Consider the following 24,843-nt stretch of genomic DNA (forward strand, 5'->3'; position numbering starts at 1 on the left):
CGATCCTAGTCGTCTCCCTGACGATAAACAGCGGAACGGGGGTCGGGACGGGGCGCGGCCCGCGGCGGCGGCCCCGGAAGGTACGGTGCCCGGGCACGACCGCCACCAGTGTGTTCCAGGGAGTTCCTTCATGTCCGTCCTCCGTCTGCCGGGGATCGTCTCGACCGACCACGTCGTCCAGGTCCCCCTGGACCACGCCGACCCGGCCGGCGAGCGGATCGAGGTCTACGCGCGGGAGGTGGTGGCTGCGGGCCGGGAACGCGAGGACCTGCCGTGGCTGCTCTTCCTGCAGGGCGGTCCGGGGAACAAGGCCGCCAGGCCGCTGGGGCGGGACGGCTGGCTGGGGCGCGCCCTGGAGGACTACCGGGTGCTGCTGCTCGACCAGCGGGGGACGGGCCGCTCCACGCCGGCCGACCGCCGGACGCTCCCGCTGCGGGGCGGCCCGGCGGAGCAGGCGCGGTACCTGGCGCACTTCCGGGCGGACGCCATCGTGCGCGACGCGGAGGCCGTCCGCAGGCAGCTGCTGGGCGAGCAGGGCCGGTGGAGCCTGCTGGGGCAGAGCTTCGGGGGCTTCTGCACCCTGACCTACCTGTCCCTGGCGCCGGAGGGCCTGCGGGAGGCGTTCGTCACGGGCGGCCTGGCGGGCCTGCGGACCGGCGCGGAGGCGGTGTACCGGGCGGCCTATCCGCGGGTGGCGGAGAAGAACCGCGAGCACTACGCGCGCCACCCGCAGGACGCGGAGGAGGTGCGTCGGATCGCCGGACACCTGCGGTCCCGTCCGGTGCGGCTGCCGGACGGCGGCCTGCTGACCGCGGAGGCGTTCCAGTCCCTGGGCATGCTGCTGGGCACCGGGAGCGGCTCCCACGTCCTGCACTACCTCCTGGAGGAGGCCTGGGTGGTCGGGGCCGGCGGCCCCGAACTGTCGGACACCTTCCTGGCGGGCGTGCAGGCGCACCTCTCCTTCGCGGGCAACCCGCTCTACGCGGTGCTGCACGAGTCGATCTACGGGCAGCGCTCGGTCGACCCCTCGGGGACCCGCTGGGCGGCGCAGCGGGTGCGCGGGGAGTTCCCGGCGTTCGAGGTGGACGGGGCGCTGGCGGGGGACGGCCCGGTGCTGTTCACCGGCGAGATGATCTACCCCTGGATGTTCGACACGGACCCGGCGCTGCGGCCCCTGAAGGAGGCGGCCGAACTGCTCGCCGAACGGGAGGACTGGCCCGACCTCTACGACCCGGCGCGGCTGGCCGCCAACGAGGTGCCGGTGACGGCCGCCGTCTACCACGCCGACATGTACGTGGACACCGCGCACTCGCTGGAGACGGCTCGGAGCGTACGCGGTCTGCGCACGTGGGTCACCGACGAGTGGGAGCACGACGGCCTGCGGGTGAGCGACGGCCGGGTGCTGGACCGGCTGATCCGGATGGGGCGCGGCGAGGTGTGAGCGGGGGCGGACGGGCCCGTCGGCGGGGGCGGCCGAGCGGCGGGCGGACCGGCGGCGGCGCGGGACGGGAGGTCACACGGCACCCGCGGCCGGGCGGCCCGGGCGGCCGGGCCGGCCCCGCCCGGCCGAGCCGCCCGGACCGCTCCGGCCCTCCCGGCGTGCCAGCCGCCGGGCCCGCTCCCTGCGGACGGTCGCCAGCAGCCGGTCGGGCCGCAGGCCGCCGTTGAGGGAGTCGTAGAGGAGCTGGGCGAGGGTGTAGTCCGGGTCCGCATCCAGCGCCCGGGCGAGGGCCACCCTGGTGGTGGCGGTGTCCCCGGCCAGCCACGCCGTCCAGGCCAGCAGGGTCAGCGGAGCCGCCGCGTGGTCCTGGAAGGGCGCGACGCACCTGCGTGCCAGGAACAGCCACAGCCGCCGGGCGGCCGCCAGGTCGGGCGGCTCGGCGAACTCGGCCGCCCGGTCACGGGTCCGCTTGTCCTGCAGCCCGAGGACGAGCCGCACGGCCTCCTCGTCGTCGAGACGGTCGGCGCCGGCGCGGAAGCGCTCCATGGCGGCGTCGAGGAGCGCCCCGGTCCGCTCCCCGACCTGCCGGGCCCCGCCGGGGCGGCCGACCTCGGCGGCCAGGACGGGGGCGATCCGGGCGAAGGCCTCCGCCAGCTCCTGCGCCTCGGGGGGACCGACGGGTTCCATGGCGGCGCGGAGCTCCCGGCGGCGCCCCCGGACGGTGAGCCCGGCGTAGGTGGCGGCGGCCGCGACCGGGCCGGCGTCGCCCGCGGCGCGGACGGGGGTGCCGTCCGGGTCGCAGCACCCCGGCCGGCGGCACGCGTAGGACCACCAGCGGCCGTCCGAGACGCAGAGGGCTTCCTTGACGTCGAGGCCCAGGCCGCGGAAGGCGGTGTCGAGCAGCTCGGCCAGCGGCCGGAGGCCGTCCGCGACCGCGCGTCCGTCCCGGCCCGGGCCGGGGTCCCGGACGAGGTACAGCACCACGCCCCGGGGCCTGCGGTCGTGTGCCTCGGACAGCCGGACCAGGAGCCGGGCCGTGTCGGCCGCGACCCGCTCCCAGTCCGGCCGGCGGGGGATGTCGACCCGCACGGTTCCGCCCTGGCGCAGCCCGGGGCCCTGGAGGCCCAGGGCGACGATGCTGTCGTCGGGATGGAAGCCGAGCAGGTAGGGGAGCATCTCGGCCATGTCGGCGGGGCCGCGCATCCTCACCACGGGCTGCCCGGCGGAAGGGCCCGGCGGCCGCGGGCCCGCACCGGGCAGGCCGGCCGTGCCCCCGGAGGGGGCGCCGGACGTGGCGGACGTGCCGGAGCAGACGGCGGGGCCGGTGCCGGCGTCGCGGTCGGTGCCGGGGCCCCGCTCGGTGTCGCGGCCGGGGTCGGTGCCGGGGTCGGTGTCGGCACTGCGGTCGGTGTCGGCACTGCGGTCGGTGTCGGCACTGCGGTCGGTGTCGCGGTCGGTGTTCCTGCTGGTGTTCTCGTCTGCGCTCATGGCGAGCACTGTGCCGGGAGTTCTGCGGCGCCGCCGGGGTGGTCGTCGCGCCTGTGGACGACACGCGCCGTGTGGATAACCGTGTCACCCGTACGGGTGAGACGCGCGGGCCCGGTCCGGCGCGCCGGTCCGGTGGCCGCCGTCGGGGGGCCGGTTGTGCACAGGTCCGGGGCGGCATTGGCCGGATGTCGGCGGGGCGGGGTTGTATGGGGGCATGGACGCGCATCCGACCACCCCGCCCCCCGGCCCCTCGGGCTCCTCCGACCGGTCCGACCGGACCTCCCCCGACCGTGCGGCCGTCCGCGAGCGCGCGGACGAGGTGCTGCGTCGGCTGGCCGGCGACCGGGCGCGGCTGCGCGAGGACCAGTGGCGGGCCATCGAGGCCCTGGTCGTCGACCGCCGCCGGGCCCTGGTGGTCCAGCGGACCGGGTGGGGGAAGTCCGCGGTGTACTTCGTGGCGACCGCCCTGCTGCGCGAGCGCGGGTCGGGCCCGACAGTGATCGTCTCCCCCCTGCTCGCCCTCATGCGCAACCAGATCGACTCCGCCGCCCGCGCGGGCATCCGGGCCCGCACCATCAACTCCGCGAACATCGACGAGTGGGACACCGTGCAGGCCGAGGTGGCGGCCGGCGAGGTGGACGTCCTGCTGGTGAGCCCCGAACGGCTCAACAACCCCGACTTCCGGGACCAGGTCCTCCCGAAGCTGGCGGCCTCCACCGGTCTGCTGGTGGTGGACGAGGCGCACTGCATCTCCGACTGGGGCCACGACTTCCGCCCCGACTACCGCCGGCTGCGCACGATGCTGGCCGAGCTGACGCCGGGCGTCCCCGTCCTGGCCACCACCGCCACGGCGAACGCCCGGGTCACCGCGGACGTCGCCGAACAGCTGGGCACCGGCACGCCGGGGGGCGGCGCGACGGGCGAGAGCGCATCGGACGACGGCGACGGCGGGGCGCTGGTGCTGCGCGGCCCGCTGGACCGGGAGAGCCTCACCCTGGGCGTCCTGCAGCTCCCCGACCCCGCCCACCGGCTGGCCTGGCTGGCCGACCACCTGGACGAGCTGCCCGGTTCCGGGATCGTCTACACCCTGACCGTGGCCGCGGCGGACGAGGTCACCGCCTTCCTGCGGCAGCGGGGGCACACGGTCGCCTCCTACTCCGGCCGCACCGAGGACGCCGAGCGCCGCGCGGCCGAGGCGGACCTGCTCGACAACCGGGTCAAGGCGCTGGTCGCCACCTCCGCCCTGGGCATGGGGTTCGACAAGCCGGACCTGGGCTTCGTGGTCCACCTGGGCTCGCCCAGCTCCCCCATCGCCTACTACCAGCAGGTCGGGCGGGCGGGCCGCGGCGTGGACCGGGCCGAGGCGCTGCTGCTGCCCGGGCGGGAGGACGAGGCGATCTGGCGCTACTTCGCCTCGTTGGCCTTCCCCCCGGAGGAGCAGGTCCGGCGCACCCTCGACGTCCTGGCGCAGGCCGACCGGCCGGTCTCGACCGCGGCCCTGGAGAGCCGGGTCGACCTGCGCCGGACCCGCCTGGAGACGATGCTCAAGGTCCTGGACGTGGACGGCGCGGTGCGCCGGGTCCGGGGCGGCTGGACGGCGACCGGCCGCAGCTGGGCGTACGACGCCGAGCGCTACGCCCGGGTCGCCGAGGCCCGCGAGAGCGAGCAGCAGGCGATGCGGGAGTACGCGGCGGCCGGCGGCTGCCGGATGGAGTTCCTGCGCCGTCGGCTGGACGACGAGCAGGCGGCCCCCTGCGGCCGCTGCGACGTCTGCGCGGGCCCCCGCCACTCCCCCGAGGTCTCGGCGGAGGCGCTGGAGGCGGCACGGGCGGCGCTCGGCAGGCCCGGGGTGGAGGTGGAACCGCGCCGGATGTGGCCGACGGGGATGGAGGCCGTGGGGATCGCCCTCAAGGGCCGCATCGCCCCGGAGGAGCAGGCGTCCACCGGCCGGGCGCTGGGCCGCCTCTCGGACATCGGCTGGGGCACCCGGCTGCGGGCGCTGCTGGCGCCCGGGGCGCCGGACGGGCCGGTCCCGGCCGAGGTGGTGGACGCGATGGTGACCGTGCTGGCCGACTGGGCGCGCGGCCCGGGCGGATGGGCGGCGCCGGGCGGGGGCGCGGCGCGCCCGGTGGGCGTGGTGACCGTGGCCTCGGCCACCCGCCCGCAGCTGGTGGAGAGCCTGGGCGCCCGGATCGCGGGAGTCGGGCGGCTGCCGCTGCTGGGCCGGGTCGAGTACGGGCCCGCCGGGCCGCCGCGCGGGGCGCGCAGCAACAGCGCCCAGCGGCTGCGGGCCCTGCACGACGCCTTCGTGGTCCCTCCGGAGCTGGCCTCCGCGCTGGCGGCCGCGGGAGGTCCCGTCCTGCTGGTGGACGACCTGTCCGACACCGGGTGGACGATCACGGTGGCGGCCAGGCTGCTGCGGCGGGCCGGCGCGGAGGGGGTGCTGCCGCTGGTGCTGGCGGTCCAGGCGTGACCGGGCGCCGAAGGACGGCCCCGGTCGGCATGACCTCCCCGTGCGAGGTGGAATATATCCGGCAGAGCATGGGGTAACGGGCAGCGTTCGTCATTTCATCATTGCCGCTCGTGCCGGTGGGACGTGACAATTGGGGAGCGTCCCCTGACTCCGGCCCCTCGGGCCCGGCTTCCGGCGTGCGCGCACACCCGCACACCGCGAGAGCATGCGGAAGGAGGAACGTGATCGACGGCATAGGCCGCGGCCTCACGCCCTCCCCGATGAGCCGCACGCTCGACCTGGAGGCGTGGTCCGCCCTGGGTGCACCGCTCCTGCGGGACCCCCGTGCCTTCGTCGCCGATCTCCACCAGCGCCACCTGCCCCCTCCGGGGACGGTCGTGGTGGGAGTCCTGGACGCGCTGCACCGGCTGGTCGGCTCGGCGTCGTTCACGCCCAGGCCCAGCAGCGGCGACGGCTGGCAGCACCGCAACGCGCTCCTCGCCCACCTGCGGCGCATCGTGCCGCACGACCTCCGCCGGACCGCTCCCTCGCGGACCGCGGTGCTGATGCTGTGCCGCGAGGGCGACGGGGGCTGGACCCCCCAGGACGGCGCCTGGATGTGGGGGCTGCGCGACGCCGCCGGGCTGCACGGCCTGCGGTGCGGCTCCGTCATCACCCTGACCCGGCAGGGATGGCAGGTCCTCGGCGACGGCCGCCGCGGCCGCACCCCGCACGCCGGATCATGGGCCTACGGGGGGCCGCCCGCCGTCCCGGGGCTGACGGTGCACGACGGGCTCGCCGGGTACGACGGGCCGGTGCCGGACGGGCTCACGGGGCACGACGGTCCGGAGTGGGCCCACGGCCCCGCAGGGCCGGTGCGCCGTACCGCCGCCCGCTGACCCCGGCCGCAGGCCGCCCTGCCGGGCCCGCACCCGGGCTGGCAGGCGATCGGCAAGCGGTCGGCACGCAGCCGAACGCGTGACCAGAGGGACGGGAGACGGGCGGACGGGGAACGGCGCGGGCCGGAGAACACCGCCGCGGGGGCCCGGCCGCGGTACGGCCGGGCCCCCGCGCTCCGAAGCACGGTACGGCCCTCAGGCGTGGGCGGGCTGCCGCACGCCGTCCACGAGGGCGCGCAGCTGAACGGTGTCGCCGCAGGCCACGACCAGCGACCGGGCCCTGCCCAGGGCGCCGGACAGCACCTTCGCGGTCTGCTCGGGCGCGCCGTTGGCGGCGATCACCACGACCTCGCGGCGGGCCTGGCGGGCGGCACGGGCCTCGGCGTAGAAGACGTCGCCGCCCTCCTCCAGCTGGGCCCAGTAGCGGTCCTCGCCGAAGGACACCTCGTGCTGCTGCCAGGGGTGGGCCTCGCCGGTGGTGAGGACCAGGATGTCGCCGGGGGCCCGGCCGGCCTCCAGCAGGCGGTCCACCGCCTCGTCGGCACACTCCAGGGCGGTCTGCGCGGTGGCCTGCACCAGCTCGACCTCCGGGGCGGAGGGTGCCGCGGGGCGCCGTGCGGCGGGGCCGGGCTTGGGGATGCGGGTGTTCCGCGGGCCCGGCCGGTCGCCGCGCGGTGGCGCGGGGCGGGGCGGGGCCGGTCGGGGAACCGGCGCGGGGGCCGGTGCCGTGCTGGCGGGGGACGCCGGAGCGGCGGTGGCCGCTGCGGGCGTACGGGGGGCTACTGCGTCCGACTCGCGGGGGAAGGGAACGCCGGGGCCCGGGATGCTCTCGTGAATCTCCGGCTCCTCGGGGAAGACAGGCATACCGGGATGTCTATCAAATGCAGGTGCGGCGCGCACCAGGGCCCCTCCTGTCGGGGCCACGGGAGCAGGTGGTAAGGCGGCGGGGCACGCCCCCCCCCGGCCACCCGACGGGACGTCAGATGTCGAGCGCCAGCTGCCCCTGGTCCCGGGCGGGCGCCCGGACCTTCTTCAGGTGGCGCCAGGCGGGCAGGGCGTCCAGGTAGGACCAGGACAGGCGATGCCACGGACTGGGCCCGTGCTCGGCGAGGGCGGCCCGGTGCACCGGGGAGGGGTAGCCCGCGTTGTCGGCGAAGCCGTACACGGGGAGGTCCGCGCCGAGTTCCGCCATCGCGGCGTCGCGGTGGACCTTGGCGAGCACGGAGGCCGCAGCCACGGAGACGCACTTCTGGTCGCCCTTGACCACGGTGCGCACCTTCCACGGTCCGCCCAGGTAGTCGTGGCTCCCGTCCAGGATCACGGCGTCGGGACGGACCGGCAGCCCCTCGAGGGCGCGCACCGCGGCCAGCCGCAGCGCCGCGGTCATGCCGAGCGCGTCGCACTCCTCGGCGGAGGCGTGCCCGAGCGCGTGGGCGGTGACCCACCCGGCCAGCACGCCCGACAGCTCGGTGCGGCGGCGCGGGGTGAGCAGTTTGGAGTCGGTCAGCCCCTCCGGCGGGCGGCGCAGGCCGGTGACGGCGGCGCACACCGTGACGGGGCCGGCCCAGGCGCCTCGGCCCACCTCGTCGACGCCCGCCACCACGGCGGCGCCGGCGCGGCGGAGCGAGCGCTCCACGCTGTGGGTCGGGGGTTCGTACGGCACCCGCCCAGACTAGCGCGGGCCCCGAGGGCCGCAGCGGCTTCCCCGGGACGGACGGGGCTCCCGGGGCGCCCGGGGGCTCAGGGGAGGGAGCGGACCACCGGCAGCAGTACCCGGTCCACCACCCGGTCCACCACCTGGTCCGCGCAGTCCTCGGGCAGCGGGCCGCCTCGACCCCGGGCCACAGCCCGCTCAGGGCCGGCGCGGCCTTCCTCCCGATCAGCGCGTCGGCCATCACGGCGGCGCGGACCTCCTCCCGCCTCCAGGCCCGGACCGGCCCCGAGCCGTTCATGGCGGCCGGTGCGCTGCCGGTCACCACGGGCCTGCTGCGGCCGACCCGGACGACGGCGGCCGGCGGCTGCCCCGCGGGGGTCTCGGGCCGACGGTGCTCCTCGGCCTCGGCACGGGCTGCATCTTCGTCCCGCTGATGCTGATCGCGGTCTCCGGGGTGGCGCCGCGGGAGACCGGCGCGGCCTCCGGCCTGCTCAACGCGATCCGGCAGGTCGGCGGCTCGCCGGGCGCGGAGGGGGTCCCCTCCGCGCCCGGCCTCCGGCAACAGGCACCCGGCGGCAGGCGGCAGCCGGCAGCCGGCAGCCGGCAGGCGTGCCTAGTACCCGATGCGCCTGTCGTCCACGGGCTGTCCGGCCCGGTCGCAGGCGTCCTCGGGATCGACCAGCGGGTGGTCCCGCAGCAGGGCGCGCGCCCTGGCCTCGCTCAGGCTGGTCGCGTACCAGGGGGGCGACTCGCGCTCCAGCGTCCCCGCGACCTCCTCCAGGGCGCAGCTGCGCTGGGGCTCCGGCAGGCGGTCCAGGGCGGGGACGGCGTCGGCGGAGAGCAGGCGCAGGTAGTCCAGGTCGATCCGGCCGGTCCGGTCGAAGCGGGAGACGTTCTGCCGGGCGACCAGCGCGTCGGGCGAGGCCAGGCCGTACGCCAGGACGCCGACCGCCGCGCTGAGCACCACCGCCCGGGGGAGCCAGCGCCCCGATCGCAGGAGTCCCGCCGCCATCAGCAGCAGGAGGACCACACCGAGCCAGATCTCGACCGCCCCCACCCAGACCCGCAGCTGCGTCAGCCCGTAGGCGTCCACGTAGAGCTGCATCCTGCGCAGCGCGGAGGCGACCACGACCACCGTGAGGAGGCAGAGCGCGCCGAGCAGGCAGCGCGCGAGCACGGTGTCGCGGCGGGTGGCGCGGGGCGCCCGGCGGTGGGCGGCCGCCACCACGGCCAGGGTGAGCACCGTGACGCACAGCAGCTGCCAGAAGCCCTGGCGGGCGTACTGGGCGTAGGTCAGGCCGGTGGAGTGCAGCACCGCCGCGTAGCCGCCGAAGAGCACCACCAGCTGCACGCCGATGAAGACCGCGAAGAGCACGTCGAGGACGACCAGCGGCAGCGCCCACTCCAGCAGTCCGCGCGGCCTGGCGGGACTGACGGGCAGCCGGTCCCAGCGCCGCGGGGACGCAGCGGTCCTCGCGGCGGCCAGGGCCAGGGCCGCACCGCCGCCGAAGAGCAGCACGCGCAGCGGCACCTCGGCCACCGGCACGCTGGGCACCACCCCGCTCAGCAGGTCGGCGAAGGCCGCGTCGGCGCCGGCGAACAGCCCACCGAAGACCAGGAGCAGCACCAGGGCGAGCCCGGCCGCACGCAGGACCGGCCACCACCGGTCACGGGCCGGCAGCGAACGCGCACGCAGCCCCTCCCAGACCCAGGCCGCCCCCGGCGCCACGGCGAGGAGCAGGCCGGCCGCCCCCAGCAGGACGCCCGCCCAGCGGCGCCCGCCGTGCAGGGCGAGCGAACCCGCCGCCAGCGCACCCGCCAGGGCGAGGAAGACCGGCCACCCCGCCTCGCTCAGCGCGGGGACCGCGAGCAGCAGCAGCGCCGTGGCGGCCCAGGCCAGCGTCCAGGGTCTGGCCCGCCGCCGGGCGGCCCGTGCGGCCGCCGCGGCCCCGCCGGCGGCGGCCGACGCCACCAGCAGCAGGCCCGGGCCGATGCCGGAACCGAGCAGCAGGGTCGACAGCAGGCCCGTGAGCAGCACCGCTCCGAGCACCCAGGGGCCCGCCGGGGCCGGCCCGCCCTGCGGCCGCACCGCCTTCTTCCAGGCGGGCGTCACCCGCGGTACGGCCCACGGCGCGGGCGGGGCACCCCCGGCAGCCGCCCCCGGGGCCGCCCCGGCCGCCGCCGTCCCGTGCGGCGGCGGACCTCCCGGCCCGGTCCCGGTCCCCGGGCGTGCCACGGCGGCGGAGCCGCCGGTGGCGGGCGTCGCGGGCACGCCGTTCCCGCCGCCTGCTCCAGGCGCCCCGGCAGCCGGTGCGGTGTCCGACATGATGCCCCCTCGGCCTTACCAGGGCCCGGACGGCCTCGGCGTGGACGGAACTGTAGGGCTCCCGATCATGGGGGTCACCGCCCCGGAGGGCCGCCGGGCCCTTCTGTCGACATCCTGTGACGAAGGGCCCGGCGCCGGAGGAGGCTCCGGCAGGGGTCAGTAGGAGGCGTACAGGGAGTAGGCCGCAGCGGCCTTGACCGAGCTGCCGAAGGACGCGGGCCAGTTGCCGAAGGCGACGCCGCCCGCGCTGTAGGCGCCCTGCCCGGCGCTCCCTGCGCTGTACCGCATGTTGTTCGACGTCCCGTCGGCGCCGTTGGTGTTGTACATCAGCCAGTAGGTGGTGTTCGCGCCGAGCGTGGCGGTGACCGGCAGGGTGTTCCAGGTGTTGGCGGTGAGGGTGCCGGTCGCCGTGGAGGCGACCAGGGTGCCGGGCGACCCGGCGTTGTCGGTGTAGACGGCCAGCTGGTACCTGTCGGCGGGCGCCGCGCTGACGCTGCCGACGTAGACCGACATCGACTTCAGCGACACGGCGGCGGCCCCGGTGGTGACCTTGCTGCCGTTCATGTGGTTGGCGTTGCCGTCGTCGAGCTGGCTGCCGGCCTGGGTGCTGCCGAGGGTCTGCAGCGGGACGCCCCCGGTGGTGAAGCCGGCCGTGAAGGGGGACGCCATGGCGTTCCCGGCGGTGTCCTTGATCTGCTGCACCGTCAGGGTGTAGGCCGTGTCGGCGGTGAGCTGCCGTGCGGGCGTCAGCACCGCAGCGTTCGCGGCGGCGTCCCAGGCCACCGCGGCGGGCACGGCCGCGCCGGCCGCGGTGCGCAGGGTGACGGTGGAGCCCGTGACGGTGGCCGGGTCCACGGGCTCGTCGAATCCCACCCGGACCGCCGTGGTGAGGGCGACGTCCTTGGCGCCGTCCGCCGGAGCGGTGGAGGTGACCGAGGGCGGGGTGGTGTCCTGGCCGTAGGCGGCCGTGTAGGAGCCCGGCTTCGCGTCGAAGAAGGCGTACTGCACGCCCTTGACGGTGTCGGTCAGGTACGGGACCGGGGCGCCCCCGAACGTGATGCCGGCGAGGCTGCCGCCGGCCGAGGAGGCCGGGACCATGCCGCGCAGCCCGTTGGCGCCGCCCGCCACGTCGAAGGTCAGCCTGCCGTTCTGCCAGGCGAGGTTGGTGAAGGTCGAGTTGTTGCGGGTGTCCAGCCAGGTCAGCATCTGGCGGCCGGAGACCACCGGGACCCCGTGGGCCTTCGCCGAGGCGATGATGGCGTCGGAGGCCGCGGACGCGGCGAAGTCGGTGTGGATGTTGGCGGTCAGCGCGGCGTAGTACCCCTGCGAGCCGTAGGCGGCGTCCAGCAGGGTGTCGACGGTGTACGGGTAGGTCTGGCCCGACTCGTCGGTCATCTGCGTGGTGGCCTGGTAGGTGTCGATGACGCTGCCGTCCTCGTCGGCGAAGCGCATGATCTCGCCGGTGCCGTTGAAGAACCCCGGCCGGTTCTTCGTGAAGGACGCCGGATAGTAGTAGTAGTCCGTGTCCAGACGGATGCCGTTCGCCTTCTTCACCTTGGGCTGGGTCGCCCAGTCGTCCCACTCCACGCAGTGGGTGCGGCTGCTGGACGGGCCCGGCAGGGCCGGGTACTTGGCCTTCCAGGCGCCGAGCTGGTCCTGGTAGAGGCCCGACAGCGCGGAGGCCGCGCCCCACGGCCGGCAGTCGGTGGTGACGTGCACGCCCACCTCGAAGCCCTGGTCGGTGTAGGCCTTGGCCTGCGCCGCGGTCATGGGCCCGCTGGTGTAGAGGTACGACGACCCGCGGACGCACTGCCAGGCCGCGACGTCGCAGCCGGACGGGCTCTGCGCGATGTAGCCGTCCCAGCGGCCGGCGGTGCCGCCGATGCCGTGGTCGTCGCCGGTCATCACCACCACGGCCTTCACGTCGCGGGGGAAGTACCAGAAGCGGGGCAGCGGCTTGCGCGGGCGGTCCATCTGCGTGATCAGGTTCACCAGCAGCCGCTGCTGTTCGTCGGCGATCGGGATGATCGCCTTGTCGAGGTTGTTCCAGTCGGGCTGGCCGTTGGTGCCGAAGAACATCTCGCCGGCCTCGTAGCCGTCCGTGGAGTCGCGCTGCTGGCCGGCCCAGGCGATGTTGCCCTGCCGGGTCTGGACCACGGACTTCGCCAGGTCGTAGGTGAACGCCGCCGCCTGGCCGCCGGAGGAGCCGACGCCGCGCAGCGTCACCGCCGGGTCGGTGGTCGCCGTCGTGGCGTCCCCGTACAGGGTGGCGACGGCGGTCGCGCCGTCGAGCGTGTAGCGGTCGGCGGCGCCGTGGTACTGCATGGTCGCGCCCGTGATGCCCGCGCCCGGACCCGAGGAGGTGTCGATCTTCAGGTAGGCGTCGGAGCGGACCGCGCCCGCGTCCGCGATCCCGAGCAGCGGCGCCAGCTTCTTGTCGGGGCGCATGGCGACGAGCTTCCCGCCGCCGGTCGTCCAGTCGCCCAGCATGGCCGCCTGCGCCTGGGTCAGGGGCATCTCGCCGAGCAGGGCGACGTCGTAGCCGGCCAGGGTCGTGGAGGTCACCTGCGCGATGTCCAGGACCTTGAAGTACGGGACGCCCTCGGCGGTGAGGATCTCGCCGTAGTAGCGCGAGTAGGGGTTGGCCGCGGAGGCGATGACCAGGATCGGCCCCCCGCTGCCGGAGCCCGGGCCGGGGTCCGGGGGCGGGGTGGTGTCCACCGTGTAGGTGGCGCGGACGGCGAAGGACACCGACTGGTAGGCGGGGTTGCCGAAGCCCGAGGGCCACGTGCCGAAGGCCGTGCCGCCCGTGGCGTAGGCGCTGCGGCCGCCGCTGTCGTACGTCATGTTGTTGGCGGTCGAGCTGGACGCGTTGGTGTTGTAGGCCAGCCAGTAGGCGGTGTTGGGCTTCACCGTCGCGGAGACGGCGACGGTGTTCCAGCTGTTCGCGGTGAGCGCGGCGGAGGCGCTCTTCGCGATCAGCGTGCCCGGCGCGTTGGCGTTGTCGCTGTAGAGCGCGACCTGGAACTGGTTGCGGGGGGCGGCGCTCACCGCGCCCACGTACACGCTCATGCTGGTCACGGTGCCCCCGGACGCCCCCGTGACGTAGCGCGTCGCGTTCATGTAGTTCGCGTCGCCGCTGTCGGTCCGGGAACCGGGCGTGGTCGCGCCCAGGACCGCCGTGTCGGCGGCCGCCGCGGCGGCCGCCGTCCTGCCCGCCGCCGTCCTCCCCGCACCGGGGGCCGCCGTCCTGCCCGCCCCCGCCGCCGCGGTCACCGCCGCCAGTACGGCCGCCATCACGACGGCCAGCCTCTTCGTGCGCCCCACGCCGACCCCCCGGCACGCGCCGCCGTGCCCTGACGCCCCGTCGGCGCGGGGGTCGCGGCGGACTCCGGCTACCGGTTCTACCGGCTCCCGCCCGCGCCGTCCACGGATTCCCCACATTCCGTGCGCGCACCGCCCACGAACGGGTACCGGACCGCCGCTTGCGGCCCCCGCGCGGCGGGCGCCCCCCAGCGCCGGCACGGGGAGGTCGGCGCAGGACGCCGGGCCCGCGGCCCCGGGGCCCGGCCGGGGCCGGGAACGGGGGCGGGAACGGGGCCGGGAACGGGGGCGGGGCGGCCCCCCGACCGCGGTGGATCGGGGTGCCGCCCGCACGGGGCCGGACGACGTCCGGTCCGTGCAGGGGATCGGCTGGACCTGGCCGTCCCGGGGGCGCCCCCGCCTTTCGGCCTCCTCCAGGGGGATCGCTGCGTCCCAGGTCCAAGGGCTCTGCGGCCCGGCCGGAACCACGTCAGGAATCGGCCTCGTGCACCCGCGGTGTCCCCTCGCCCCGGCCCGGCTGTCGATGGATGTGTCATGGCGTGGGGATAGAGTCCGCCGATCGCTTGCAGGTGAGTTGAAGGAGCTCAGATGGCGAGGACCACTCCACCCCGGCCGATCGACGTCGCCACCGTGTTCCCCGAGCTGGGGCCGCTGGCACGGCAGGCCGTTCGCCTGCACCCCCGCCCCGGCCGGCCCACGATCCACGAGAGCTCGGTCGGCGGCCCGCTGCTCTGGCCTGCCGACGAGGACTGGCCCGCATGCAGTGACGAACACGGACACTGGGACCGGCCGGTCTCACTGGAGGACATCCGCCGGTACCGCGACCTGCTGGAAGCCGCATGGCTCCGGCCGCGGTCCCCGGGGGAGAACCTCCTCACGGCAGAGCAGCGGGCGCACATGGACAAGCTCAGAGAAGGACACCCTCCGCACCACGAGCCGAATCCGCTCCTCCCGGTCGCACAGCTCTACCTGCGCGACATCCCGGGACTCTCCGGACCCGAAGGAGCAGATGTCCTCCAGATACTGTGGTGCCCGCTCGACCACGCGGAGGGCATACCCGCGGCCCGCCTTTTCTGGCGGGACTCCGCCGACGTCCGCGAGGTGCTCGCCCGGCCGCCCGTCCCGCTCGACGTCGACCACTACGGCAACTACGTGCCCGAGCCCTGCGTGCTGCACCCGGAGGTCGTCACCGAGTACCCGGCGTCCCACGAGCTTCCCGACGAACTCGGCAGACGCCTCAGCGCCTGGGGGCGCAACGCGTGGGCAGGGCTGCACCCGGAGGACGACGGCCACCACGGCAGCACGTACTACCAGAACGAGCACAGCGTTGCCCCCGGCTGGAAGGTCGGCGGGTGGGGCCCGTGGAGCTTCCGCGACCCGTCACCCATGAACTGCGGGACCTGCGGCTCGGAACGCTGGCCCCTTCTGACCGTCGACTCGGGGGAATGGGACGGCGGAAGCGGCAGCTGGATTCCGCTCGAGGACCGCGACCACACCGGTCCTGTCGGGATCAGGCATCCGTCCAACCCCCCGATGGTCCAGATCGGCCGCGGTTACACCCTGCAGATCTACATCTGCCCCACGTCCTTCGACCATCCCCACCTCGAGAACATGCAGTGAGCCCGCGGTGGTCCTCCGGCCCTCTCCAGCGAGCCGGAGGACCACCGCTGGGGACGGACGGCTGAACGGTGCTCCCGTCAGGGCGCCGGAGGCCGCTACCGGCGACCGGCAGGTGGGATGCGCGAGGCAGCGCACGTGGCGGCGGACAGCTGGAACAGCGACTCCGGGTCGGCATGACCGGCGGGCAGGCCGGGACAGCGCAGCGTGCCCCCCGGAGATGACCACTCCGGGGGGCACACTGTCCGGCCGCATGCGGCTCATGCCGCCCGTGTCACGGCTTCACCCGAGACCTCGGGCGGGGGGACACATCGAGGACGGCCGCTGTCAGCTGCAGCCGCTGGTCGAGCCGCAGCCCTCGCAGAGGTAGCAGGAGCCGGCGCGGCGCATCTTCGTGCCGCAGGAGAAGCAGAGCGGGGCGTCGGCGTTCAGGCCCTGCTGCGCCTCGACCAGCTCGGTGGAGGAGTGGACCTGCACCGGCACCGGCTGGGCGGCAGCCCGGGGCGTGGCGGGCACGTCGGCGGGCCGGGACTTCTCCCGGGGCGCGGACTGGGCCAGGCCCTCGACGTCCACGTCCTCCTCCTCGGCCGGCTCGTAGGAGCCGGTCTCCAGGTGCCGCTGGCGCTCCTCGGCGGAGTGGATGCCGAGGGCGGAGCGGGTCTCGAAGGGCAGGAAGTCCAGCGCGAGGCGGCGGAAGATGTAGTCGACGATCGACTGCGCCATCCGCACGTCCGGGTCGTCGGTCAGGCCGGCCGGCTCGAACCGCATGTTGGTGAACTTGGAGACGTAGGTCTCCAGCGGGACCCCGTACTGCATGCCGACGGAGACGGCGATGGAGAAGGCGTCCATCATGCCCGCGAGGGTCGAGCCCTGCTTGGACATCTTGAGGAAGACCTCGCCGAGGCCGTCGTCCGGGTAGGAGTTGGCCGTCATGTAGCCCTCGGCACCGCCCACCGTGAAGGAGGTGGTGATCCCCGGGCGCCCCTTCGGGAGGCGCTTGCGGACCGGGCGGTACTCGACGACCTTCTCGACCGAGGCGGCCGGCTTCTCGGCGGCCTTCGCGTCGCTGCTCTTGGTCTTGGCCGAGAGGGGCTGGCCGACCTTGCAGTTGTCGCGGTAGATGGCGAGCGCCTTGACGCCGAGCTTCCACGCCTCGAAGTAGATCTCCTCGACCTCTTCGACGGTGGCGCTCTCCGGCATGTTGACGGTCTTGCTGATGGCGCCGGAGATCCACGGCTGGATCGCGGACATCATCCGGACGTGGCCCATCGGGGAGATGGCGCGCTCACCCATGGCGCAGTCGAAGACCTCGTAGTGCTCGGGCTTGAGGCCCGGGGCGTCGACGACGTTGCCGTGCTCGGCGATGTGGGCGACGATCGCCTCGACCTGCTCGGGGTGGTAGCCGAGGCGGGCCAGGGCGCGCGGGACCGTGTTGTTCACGATCTGCATCGAGCCGCCGCCGACGAGCTTCTTGAACTTGACCAGGGCCAGGTCGGGCTCGACGCCGGTGGTGTCGCAGTCCATCATCAGGCCGATGGTGCCGGTGGGGGCGAGCACGGACGCCTGGGCGTTGCGGAAGCCGTTCTCGGCGCCGAGGCGCAGGACGTCCTGCCAGGCCTCGGTGGCGGCGGCCCAGACGGGGGTGTCCAGGTCGTCCATGCGGGTGGCCGCGGTGTTGGCCTCGGCGTGCTGGCGCATGACGCGCTGGTGCGGCTCGGCGTTGCGGGCGTAGCCGTCGTAGGGGCCGACGATGGCGGCGAGCTCGGCGGAGCGGCGGTAGGCGGTGCCGGTCATCAGCGAGGTGATGGCGCCGGCCAGGGCGCGGCCGCCCTCGGAGTCGTACGCGTGGCCGGTGGCCATGAGCAGGGCGCCGAGGTTGGCGTAGCCGATGCCGAGCTGGCGGAAGGCGCGGGTGGTCTCGCCGATCTTCTCGGTGGGGAAGTCGGCGAAGCAGATGGAGATGTCCATCGCGGTGATGACGAGCTCGACGACCTTGGCGAAGCGCTCGGCGTCGAACGTGTCGTCGTCGCGGAGGAACTTCATGAGGTTGAGCGAGGCGAGGTTGCACGAGGAGTTGTCCAGGTGCATGTACTCGCTGCAGGGGTTGGACGCGTTGATGCGGCCGGACTCCGGGCAGGTGTGCCAGTGGTTGATCACGGAGTCGTACTGGATGCCCGGGTCGGCGCAGGCCCAGGCGGCCTCGGCCATCTTGCGGAAGAGCTTCTTGGCGTCGACGGTCTCGATGACCTCGCCGGTGAGGCGGGCGCGCAGGCCGAACTCGCCGCCGGTCTCGACGGCCTTCATGAACTCGTCGGAGACGCGGACCGAGTTGTTGGCGTTCTGGTACTGGACGGACGTGATGTCGTCGCCGCCGAGGTCCATGTCGAAGCCCGCGTCGCGCAGCGCGCGGATCTTCTCCTCCTCCTTCACCTTGGTGTCGATGAAGGCCTCGACGTCGGGGTGGTCGACGTCCAGCACGACCATCTTGGCCGCGCGGCGGGTGGCGCCGCCGGACTTGATGGTGCCGGCGGAGGCGTCGGCGCCGCGCATGAAGGAGACGGGGCCGGAGGCGTTGCCGCCGGAGGTGAGGAGCTCCTTGCTGGAGCGGATGCGGGAGAGGTTCAGGCCGGCGCCGGAGCCGCCCTTGAAGATCATGCCCTCTTCCTTGTACCAGTCGAGGATCGACTCCATGGAGTCGTCGACGGCCAGGATGAAGCAGGCGCTGACCTGCTGGGGCTGGGGAGTGCCGACGTTGAACCAGACCGGCGAGTTGAAGCTGAAGACCTGGTGGAGGAGGGCGTAGGTCAGCTCGTGCTCGAAGATCTCGGCGTCGGCGGGGGTGGCGAAGTAGCCGTTCTCCTCGCCGGCGGCGCGGTAGGTCCTCACCACGCGGTCGATGATCTGCTTGAGGCTCCACTCCCGCTGCGGGGTGCCGACGGCGCCGCGGAAGTACTTGCTGGTGACGATGTTGACCGCGTTGACGGACCAGGAGTCGGGGAACTCCACGCCGCGCTGCTCGAAGTTGACCGAGCCGTCACGCCAGTTGGTCATGACGACGTCCCGGCGCTCCCAGGTCACCTCGTCGTAGGGGTGGACGCCCGGGGTGGTGTGGATGCGCTCGATCCGCAGGCCCCGGCCGGGCCTGGCGGCGCCCTTGCCGGTGCCCTTGGCGCGTGAACCGCGTGCGGAGCCGCTCGTCGTCTCGGTCACTTCTCCTCCTCCTGGGCAAACGCCCTGCGTGCCCCGCAACTTCCCGGGGCACTGCCTCTCGCATCAGGTGGGCCCGCACGGGGCCGGGGGCGCCCTGGGGTCAGGGCGCGGGGGCGGGGGCGGGCACGGGGGCGCCCCCCTCCGCCGCGGGGGGCCGCTCGTCGCGGAGTTCCGCGATGGCGGCCTCGAAGTCCTCGAGGGAGTCGTACGCCCGGTACACCGAGGCGAACCTCAGGTAGGCGACGACGTCCAGCTCCTTCAGCGGGCCGAGTATGGCCAGTCCCACGTCGTGGGTGGACAGTTCGGCACTGCCGCTGGAGCGCACGCACTCCTCGACCCGCTGCCCGAGGAGCGCGAGGGCGTCCTCGGTGACGGGGCGCCCCTGGCACGCCTTGCGGACACCGGAGATGACCTTGTCGCGGCTGAAGGGCTCGGTGACCCCGCTCCGCTTGATCACCATCAGGGTCGCGGTCTCCACGGTGGTGAAGCGCCGGTTGCAGTCGGGGCACTGCCGGCGCCGCCGGATGGCGGTGCCGTCGTCGGTGGTGCGGCTGTCGACCACACGGCTGTCGGAGTGCCTGCAGAAGGGGCAGTGCACGGGGGGCTCCCTTCCTTCGTCAGCGGGCATCACCGACACCGGGAGGACGGGTGACGACCCCCCCGGAGCAGCGACAAGTGTAGGCGACGCCCGGAGGGCGTGATCCCCGGGGGACCACAACCTGTGGGCTCGGGCATCACTCTAGCCACAAGATGTGGTGTCCGCTGCACGCGTACGGGTGGCGTGTCGGTAGCGCCCGGCTCACCGCCCGCAATCGGCGCTGGTCAGCGCCGAGCGGTCGCCGAGGGCCCGCGGGGGCCGCGGGGAAGGTCACCCGGACGGCCGCCCGGAGGGGCGGGCCGGGCATGCGCGGGGACCGGCGGGAGGGGCCTGCCGGAGGGGCCGCGGGGGCGGGGACGCCCCTTCCGGACGGCGCCCGGAAGGGTGACGCGGACGGGTGTCGCGGACGGGTGTCGCGGAAAGGCGTCCTGGTCCGCCCCGGAGGGGAAGCACGGGTGCCGCGGAGGGGAAGCACGGGTGCCGCGGCGGAGGGGCTGCGATGCACGGCCCGGGGCCACTAGACTGATCATGTCGAACACGTGCTCGTATAGCCCCTTACACCGAAATGCTTGATCAAGTCAGCCGACTCGCTGTAAATTCACTCGAACGTGTGTTTGGCGCAACCTTTCGATAGGAACTACCGTTGGCCTGTTCAGGGAGAACTTCCGTCGAGAGGGGCCGCCGTGACCACCGCAGAAAGCAGCACCGTCCCGGTGCAGGAACGCTCCCAGAAATCCATGGACCAGAATCAGGAAGACCGCCGCGCCGCCGGATCGGGCCTCGTTCCCGACCAGCCCGTCGAGCACGCCGCCGCACAGGACGCCGCGCTGCCGGGCGGCCATGACGTCCCCACCCGGTCGCTTCCGGGCCGGCCGCCCGGAATCCGCACCGACGAATCGGGCCTGACCGACCGCCAGCGCCGGGTGATCGAGGTGATCCGGGATTCCGTCCAGCGCCGCGGATATCCGCCCAGCATGCGGGAGATCGGCCAGGCCGTCGGGCTCTCCAGCACCTCGTCGGTCGCCCACCAGCTCATGGCGCTGGAGCGCAAGGGGTTCCTGCGCCGCGACCCGCACCGCCCCCGCGCCTACGAGGTGCGCGGCGTCGAGGTGGCCCGGCCGAACACCGCGGACAACGCGGGCCGTCCGTCCACCTCGTACGTACCGCTGGTCGGCCGGATCGCCGCAGGCGGCCCCATCCTCGCGGAGCAGACGGTCGAGGACGTCTTCCCGCTGCCCCGCCAGCTGGTCGGCGACGGGGAGCTGTTCGCCCTCAAGGTGAGCGGCGACTCGATGATCGAGGCCGCCATCTGCGACGGCGACTGGGTCACCGTGCGCCGCCAGCCGGTCGCCGAGAACGGCGACATCGTCGCGGCGATGATCGACGGCGAGGCCACCGTGAAGCGCCTCAAGCGCGAGGACGGCCACATCTGGCTCCTGCCGCACAACGCCGCCTACAAGCCGATTCCCGGCGACAGCGCGACCATTCTCGGCAAGGTCGTGGCGGTCCTGCGCCGAATCTGAGACGACCCGTCCGGCCGCCCGCGGAGCCGCGCGCCCTCTCCTCCGGGAGCAGGGCACGCGGCTCCGGCCTTTCCGCCGGGCCCGGCTATTTCCGCTTCGCGACCGCCCGGGGCGGGGGCGCGGAGGAATTGACGGCCGCCAGGGAGCGCCGCACCTGATTGCGGTCGGTGGTGTACCAGAAGTCCGGCATGGAGGAGCGGAAGAATCCGCCGTACCGCGCCGTCGCAAGCCGCGGGTCGAGGACGGCGACCACTCCCCTGTCGTCGGCCGCCCGCACCAGCCGGCCCGCGCCCTGGGCCATCAGCAGGGCCGCGTGCGTGGCCGCGACCGCCATGAAGCCGTTGCCGCCGGCCTCCTCCACGGCCTTCTGCCGGGCGCTCATCAGCGGGTCGTCCGGCCGGGGGAAGGGGATCCTGTCCATGACCACCAGCTGGCACGCGGAGCCGGGCACGTCCACTCCCTGCCAGAGCGAGAGGGTGCCGAAGAGGCAGGTCTCCGCGTCGGAGGCGAAGGCCCGGATGAGCTCGCCCAGGGTGTCCTCGCCCTGGAGCAGGATCGGGTGGTCCAGCCGCTCCCGGAGCGCCTCCGCCGCCGCCTGGGCGGCCCGCATGGAGGAGAAGAGGCCGAGGGTGCGGCCGCCGGCCGCGCCGATGAGGTCGGCCAGCTCGTCCAGCATCTCCGGCCGGTCGGGCTCGCGGCCCGGCGGCGGAAGGTGCCTCGCCACGTAGAGGATGCCCTGCTTGGGATAGGAGAACGGCGAACCCACGTCGAGTCCGCGCCAGACCGGCGGGGCGCCCTCGCCGCGGTCCCGCTCCGGCTCGTCCGTGCGGCGCTCCTCCGGCAGGCGGCCCTCCGGCGGCAGGCCGACCGAGGCCGCGACCCCGCCGAAGTCGCCGCCGAGCTTGAGGGTGGCCGAGGTCAGCACCACGGAGCGCTCGGCGTAGAGGTTCTCCCGCAGCAGGCCCGAGACGGTGAGCGGGGCGACCCGCAGCGAGGCGGCCCCCATCCCGAAGCGGTCGCTGCGCTCGATCCAGACCACGTCGTAGGGCGACTCCTCCAGGAGGCGGTCCGCGGTCTCGTGCAGGGACTCGGCGGAGGCCAGGGTCTGCTTGCGCACGGCGTCCTCGTCGGAGACGCCCTTGTCCCGGACCTCGCCGAGCGAGGTGATGACCGCCCGGCACGCCTCCCGGATCGCCGCCACCGCGTAGGCGAGGTTCTCCGGCAGCTCCTCCACCCGGCCGGGCTGGGCGACCTCCATCAGGCCGTGGTAGTTCTCCGCGGCCGCCTGGAGGGCGTCCACGGCCTTCTCGTTGGCGAGCCGGGCGGCCCGCTTGACCGTGCGGTTGACGGCGGCCGCGGTGAGCTCCGCGGTGGCGACGCCGGTGACCCGGGAGACCAGCTCGTGGGCCTCGTCGACGATGAGCAGCTCGTGCTCGGGGAGGATGGGGGCGCCCTCGATGGAGTCGATGGCCAGCAGCGCGTGGTTGGTGACCACCACGTCGGCCGCCTTGGCGCGCTCGCGGGCCTTCTCCGCGAAGCAGTCCTGGCCGTAGGGGCAGCGCGACGCGCCCAGGCACTCCTTGGAGGTGACCGCCATCTGCGCCCACGCCTTGTCGGAGACGCCGGGGGTGAGGTCGTCCCGGTCGCCGGTCTCCGTCTCGTCCGCCCAGTCGCGCAGCCGCAGGATGTCCTTCCCCAGCTTGCTGCTGGGGCCGCCCAGGGCCTCCGCGGGGTCGAAGAGGCCCTCGCCCTCGTCGCTGGGGGTGCCCTCGTTGGCCCGGTGCAGGCAGAGGTAGTTGGAGCGGCCCTTGAGCATCGCGAACTGCGGCGTGCGCCGCAGCAGCGGACGCAGCGCCTCCACGGTCCGCGGGAGGTCCCGCTCGACCAGCTGGCGCTGGAGCGCGAGGGTCGCCGTGGCGACGACGACCCGGTCCCCGTGCGCCAGGGCGGGCACCAGGTAGGCGAGGGACTTGCCGGTGCCGGTGCCGGCCTGGACCAGCAGGTGCTCGCCGGTGGCGACCGCGTCGGCGACGGCCTCGGCCATCCGCACCTGGCCGGGGCGCTCCACGCCGCCGACGGCGGTGACCGCGGCGTGGAGGAGCTCCCGGACGCGGGCGCGCTCGGCGTCGGGCACGGCGTGGACGGAGGCGTCGTCCGCGACGGGCGGGACGGCTCCGCCGTCCGCCGGGTCGGGGGCGTCGGCCCGGGGACCGGGGGTCTGCGGGCCCGGCGTCGGGGTGGAGGTGTCGTTCGTCATGGCGCGACCAGACTACGGGGCGCCGCCGACAGCGGGGCGGCCCCCGGCGGACCGGGCGGGCGCGGCCGGGCGCGCGGACCGGTGCGGGGCCGGGTGCGGGGCCGGGTGCGGGGCCGGCGGTGCGGGGCGGTGCAGCGGGTTGGGCACGGTGCCGTGGACGGCGGCGTGCGGCCGCTGCGGCCGGTCGCGGTAGCCGTCGAGCAGCAGGCGGTTGCGGTTGAGGCAGAGCCGTTCGATGCGGGGGGTGAGCAGGTCGAAGAGGGCGAAGCGGTCGGCCGCGCCGGGGAAGCGCCGCTGGTACGCGAGGACCTCCTCGCGGACCATGCCCCAGAACTCCTCCTCGGGCACGCCGAGGTGGGCCTCCACCAGGGGGGCGAGGTAGCGGTAGACGCCGACGAAGAGCCCGGAGTGGATGAACTGGCAGAGGAAGTCGGGGCGTTCGCGCAGCAGCACGGCGGCGACGTCGGCGGGCATGTCCGCGAGCTCCGGCAGCGGCCGGTCGCTGACGTTGACGTCGTCGACGAAGTCCTTGACCGCGAGGCGCACCGGGACGTCGCGCTCGTCGAAGAGCACGACGGCGTTCTCGCCGTGCGGGGAGAAGACGGTGCCGTACCGGTAGAGGAAGTGCAGCAGGGGCGGCAGCATCACGGCGAACAGGCGGCGCAGCCAGTCCCGGGCGGCGAGGCCGGAGCGGGCGACCAGCTCGGCGGTGAGCGGGCGGCCGTCGCAGCCGGTCTGCAGGAGCGCGGCCAGGGTGCGGGCGCGCTCGCCCGGGTCCAGGTGGCGGGTGAGCGGCTCGCGCCAGATCGCGCCGAGGAGCTCCTTGTACTGGTAGGGCGCCTCGGGGAGGTCGCCGTACACCGGGTGCTCCACCGTGACGGAGGCGACCTCGCCGAGCAGGACGACCCGGCACTCGTCGCGCAGGAAGGGGTCGCGGTCGCGCAGGGAGTGGACCCAGGCGGTCACGGCGGGGGCCGCGAGGGTCCGCTCGGTGGGCAGGCCGCGCCACACCAGCGTGTTGAGGATGGAGAGCGGGAGCTTGACGTGGTGCCGGTCGGGCCGGCTGGCGTTGAGGAAGGTGCGGATCGACTGCTGGGGCAGCCGGAGGTCGTTGTCGGTGGTGAGGGGGATGATGTCCCCGGCGGCGATCGAGGGCGCGAAGAGGGGGACGACGGTCTCGTCCCACTGCCAGGGGTGGACGGGCAGGAGCAGGTGGTCGTCGGGGTCGGCGCCGCGGGCGAGGAGGGTCCGCCGGAAGGCCTCGCGGACGTCGGGGTCGAGCTCCGCGTCGTAGAGGCGGTCGGGGGTGTCGAGGCCCGCGGTGCCCCGGTAGGCGGCGAGGCGGGTGTGGACGGCGATCCACGGGAGTCGCTGGGGGTTGCGGGACTCGGGGGCCCAGCGGGCGGTGTCGGCGGCGGAGAAGCCGAGGCGGCCCTTGCTGGGGACGATCCAGGGGTGGCCGGTCTGACGGCCCTCCAGGTCGGCGTGGTCCAGGTCGGCGAGCCGGGCGGCGGTGAGGGGGTGGGCGGCGTGGTGGGCGTCGGCGGCCAGGGTGGCGGTGAGCTCGCGGACGAGGTGGCCCGCGGTGTCGCCGCTGATGCCGAGTGCGTGGCGGGCCGCGTGGAGGAGCCGGACCGGGTCGGGGTCGGCGCCGTCCGGCGCGGTGACGCTCTCCGGGTCGACCCGCCAGCTCCCGTACGCGCCGCGGCGGGCGGTGAAGCGGTAGTCGCCGCCGGGGAGGGCGAGCCGGTAGGGCAGGGCGGGGGTGCCGGGGGGTGCGGCAGGGGTGCCGGGGGCGAGGGGCTGCGGGGCGAACAGCTCCTCGTAGCTGAACTCGGCGATCATCTTGGCCGCCAGGCCGCGGCAGGCCTGCCGCCAGGGCCCGGGGGCGAGGTGCGGGGGGAGGTGGAGGGGGCCTTCGGGGGCGGAGGGACGGGCAGGGGACTTCTGCACGGTGGGCTCCTGGTCGGGGACCGGGGGTGCGGGGACGGTGGTCCGGGGTGGGGGCCGCCGGCCGTGGACGGTGGTCCGGTCGGCCGCGGGGCGCGGGAAGG

General features: G+C 74.9%; 14 protein-coding genes. 5 read left to right on the top strand and 9 right to left on the bottom strand.

Annotated elements, in window-relative coordinates:
- Positions 1–130 precede the first annotated feature (130 nt).
- Complete coding sequence (locus ACFY07_RS21310; RefSeq protein WP_390870582.1) at positions 131–1,441, top strand: alpha/beta fold hydrolase; 1,311 nt, start codon at positions 131–133, stop codon at positions 1,439–1,441.
- A 72-nt stretch (positions 1,442–1,513) separates the two neighbouring features.
- Here the strand turns inward: ACFY07_RS21310 and ACFY07_RS21315 are convergent, their stop codons facing one another.
- Positions 1,514–2,929 (bottom strand): DUF4192 family protein, encoded by a 1,416-nt coding sequence (locus tag ACFY07_RS21315; RefSeq protein ID WP_390870584.1) that lies wholly within the window; start codon positions 2,927–2,929, stop codon positions 1,514–1,516.
- A 214-nt stretch (positions 2,930–3,143) separates the two neighbouring features.
- Between ACFY07_RS21315 and ACFY07_RS21320 the strand changes: the two genes are divergently transcribed.
- A complete protein-coding gene (locus ACFY07_RS21320) occupies positions 3,144–5,402 on the top strand; it encodes a DEAD/DEAH box helicase (RefSeq protein ID WP_390870586.1) in 2,259 nt (752 codons plus the stop codon).
- Positions 5,403–5,662: 260 nt separating this feature from the next.
- On the top strand, positions 5,663–6,280 hold the full coding sequence (locus tag ACFY07_RS21325) for a hypothetical protein (protein ID WP_390870693.1): 618 nt from the start codon (positions 5,663–5,665) through the stop codon (positions 6,278–6,280).
- 195 nt (positions 6,281–6,475) lie between these two features.
- Here ACFY07_RS21325 and ACFY07_RS21330 read toward each other — a convergent pair whose 3' ends face one another.
- The 4 genes from ACFY07_RS21330 to ACFY07_RS21345 all read right to left on the bottom strand — a co-directional run bounded on the left by ACFY07_RS21330 (position 6,476) and on the right by ACFY07_RS21345 (position 13,587).
- Positions 6,476–6,856, bottom strand: a complete 381-nt coding sequence (locus tag ACFY07_RS21330) for a hypothetical protein (protein ID WP_308188957.1) — start codon at positions 6,854–6,856, stop codon at positions 6,476–6,478.
- Between the two features lie 403 nt (positions 6,857–7,259).
- A complete protein-coding gene (locus ACFY07_RS21335; protein ID WP_390870588.1) occupies positions 7,260–7,943 on the bottom strand; it encodes a ribonuclease HII in 684 nt (227 codons plus the stop codon).
- A gap of 604 nt (positions 7,944–8,547) precedes the next feature.
- The gene (locus tag ACFY07_RS21340; RefSeq protein WP_390870589.1) at positions 8,548–10,047 is read right to left on the bottom strand and encodes a DUF4173 domain-containing protein; all 1,500 of its coding nucleotides are present in this window, start codon (positions 10,045–10,047) and stop codon (positions 8,548–8,550) included.
- Between the two features lie 369 nt (positions 10,048–10,416).
- Positions 10,417–13,587: an Ig-like domain-containing protein gene (locus ACFY07_RS21345; RefSeq protein WP_390870591.1), complete on the bottom strand. Its 3,171-nt coding sequence runs from the start codon at positions 13,585–13,587 to the stop codon at positions 10,417–10,419.
- Positions 13,588–14,172: 585 nt separating this feature from the next.
- Between ACFY07_RS21345 and ACFY07_RS21350 the strand changes: the two genes are divergently transcribed.
- Positions 14,173–15,204, top strand: coding sequence for a hypothetical protein (locus tag ACFY07_RS21350; protein ID WP_390870593.1), 1,032 nt, complete (start codon positions 14,173–14,175; stop codon positions 15,202–15,204).
- A gap of 324 nt (positions 15,205–15,528) precedes the next feature.
- Here ACFY07_RS21350 and ACFY07_RS21355 read toward each other — a convergent pair whose 3' ends face one another.
- On the bottom strand, positions 15,529–18,411 hold the full coding sequence (locus tag ACFY07_RS21355) for a vitamin B12-dependent ribonucleotide reductase (RefSeq protein WP_390870594.1): 2,883 nt from the start codon (positions 18,409–18,411) through the stop codon (positions 15,529–15,531).
- A 100-nt stretch (positions 18,412–18,511) separates the two neighbouring features.
- Positions 18,512–19,009 (bottom strand): transcriptional regulator NrdR, encoded by a 498-nt coding sequence (nrdR, locus tag ACFY07_RS21360; RefSeq protein ID WP_390870596.1) that lies wholly within the window; start codon positions 19,007–19,009, stop codon positions 18,512–18,514.
- A gap of 737 nt (positions 19,010–19,746) precedes the next feature.
- Here nrdR and lexA point away from each other — a divergent pair.
- Positions 19,747–20,532 carry a transcriptional repressor LexA gene (gene lexA / locus ACFY07_RS21365; RefSeq protein ID WP_390870695.1) on the top strand — a complete coding sequence of 262 codons (786 nt, stop codon included), beginning with the start codon at positions 19,747–19,749 and terminating at the stop codon, positions 20,530–20,532.
- 85 nt (positions 20,533–20,617) lie between these two features.
- On the opposite strand, the gene ACFY07_RS21370 is transcribed toward lexA, so the two are convergent.
- The gene (locus ACFY07_RS21370) at positions 20,618–22,789 is read right to left on the bottom strand and encodes an ATP-dependent DNA helicase (protein WP_390870598.1); all 2,172 of its coding nucleotides are present in this window, start codon (positions 22,787–22,789) and stop codon (positions 20,618–20,620) included.
- Positions 22,790–22,801: 12 nt separating this feature from the next.
- Complete coding sequence (locus ACFY07_RS21375; protein ID WP_390870599.1) at positions 22,802–24,742, bottom strand: IucA/IucC family protein; 1,941 nt, start codon at positions 24,740–24,742, stop codon at positions 22,802–22,804.
- Positions 24,743–24,843 lie beyond the last annotated feature (101 nt).

Origin of the sequence: Streptomyces sp. NPDC001380 (genome assembly GCF_042895785.1) — a bacterium.
Classification (GTDB): domain Bacteria; phylum Actinomycetota; class Actinomycetes; order Streptomycetales; family Streptomycetaceae; genus Peterkaempfera.

Bases quoted from the DNA above. Each gene is read 5' to 3' on its own strand.
- ACFY07_RS21310 (WP_390870582.1), top strand. From the start codon at position 131: ATGTCCGTCCTCCGTCTGCCGGGGATCGTCTCGACCGACCACGTCGTC.
- ACFY07_RS21315 (WP_390870584.1), bottom strand. From the start codon at position 2,929: ATGAGCGCAGACGAGAACACCAGCAGGAACACCGACCGCGACACCGAC.
- ACFY07_RS21320 (WP_390870586.1), top strand. From the start codon at position 3,144: ATGGACGCGCATCCGACCACCCCGCCCCCCGGCCCCTCGGGCTCCTCC.
- ACFY07_RS21325 (WP_390870693.1), top strand. From the start codon at position 5,663: ATGAGCCGCACGCTCGACCTGGAGGCGTGGTCCGCCCTGGGTGCACCG.
- ACFY07_RS21350 (WP_390870593.1), top strand. From the start codon at position 14,173: ATGGCGAGGACCACTCCACCCCGGCCGATCGACGTCGCCACCGTGTTC.
- lexA (WP_390870695.1), top strand. From the start codon at position 19,747: ATGGACCAGAATCAGGAAGACCGCCGCGCCGCCGGATCGGGCCTCGTT.
- ACFY07_RS21370 (WP_390870598.1), bottom strand. From the start codon at position 22,789: ATGACGAACGACACCTCCACCCCGACGCCGGGCCCGCAGACCCCCGGT.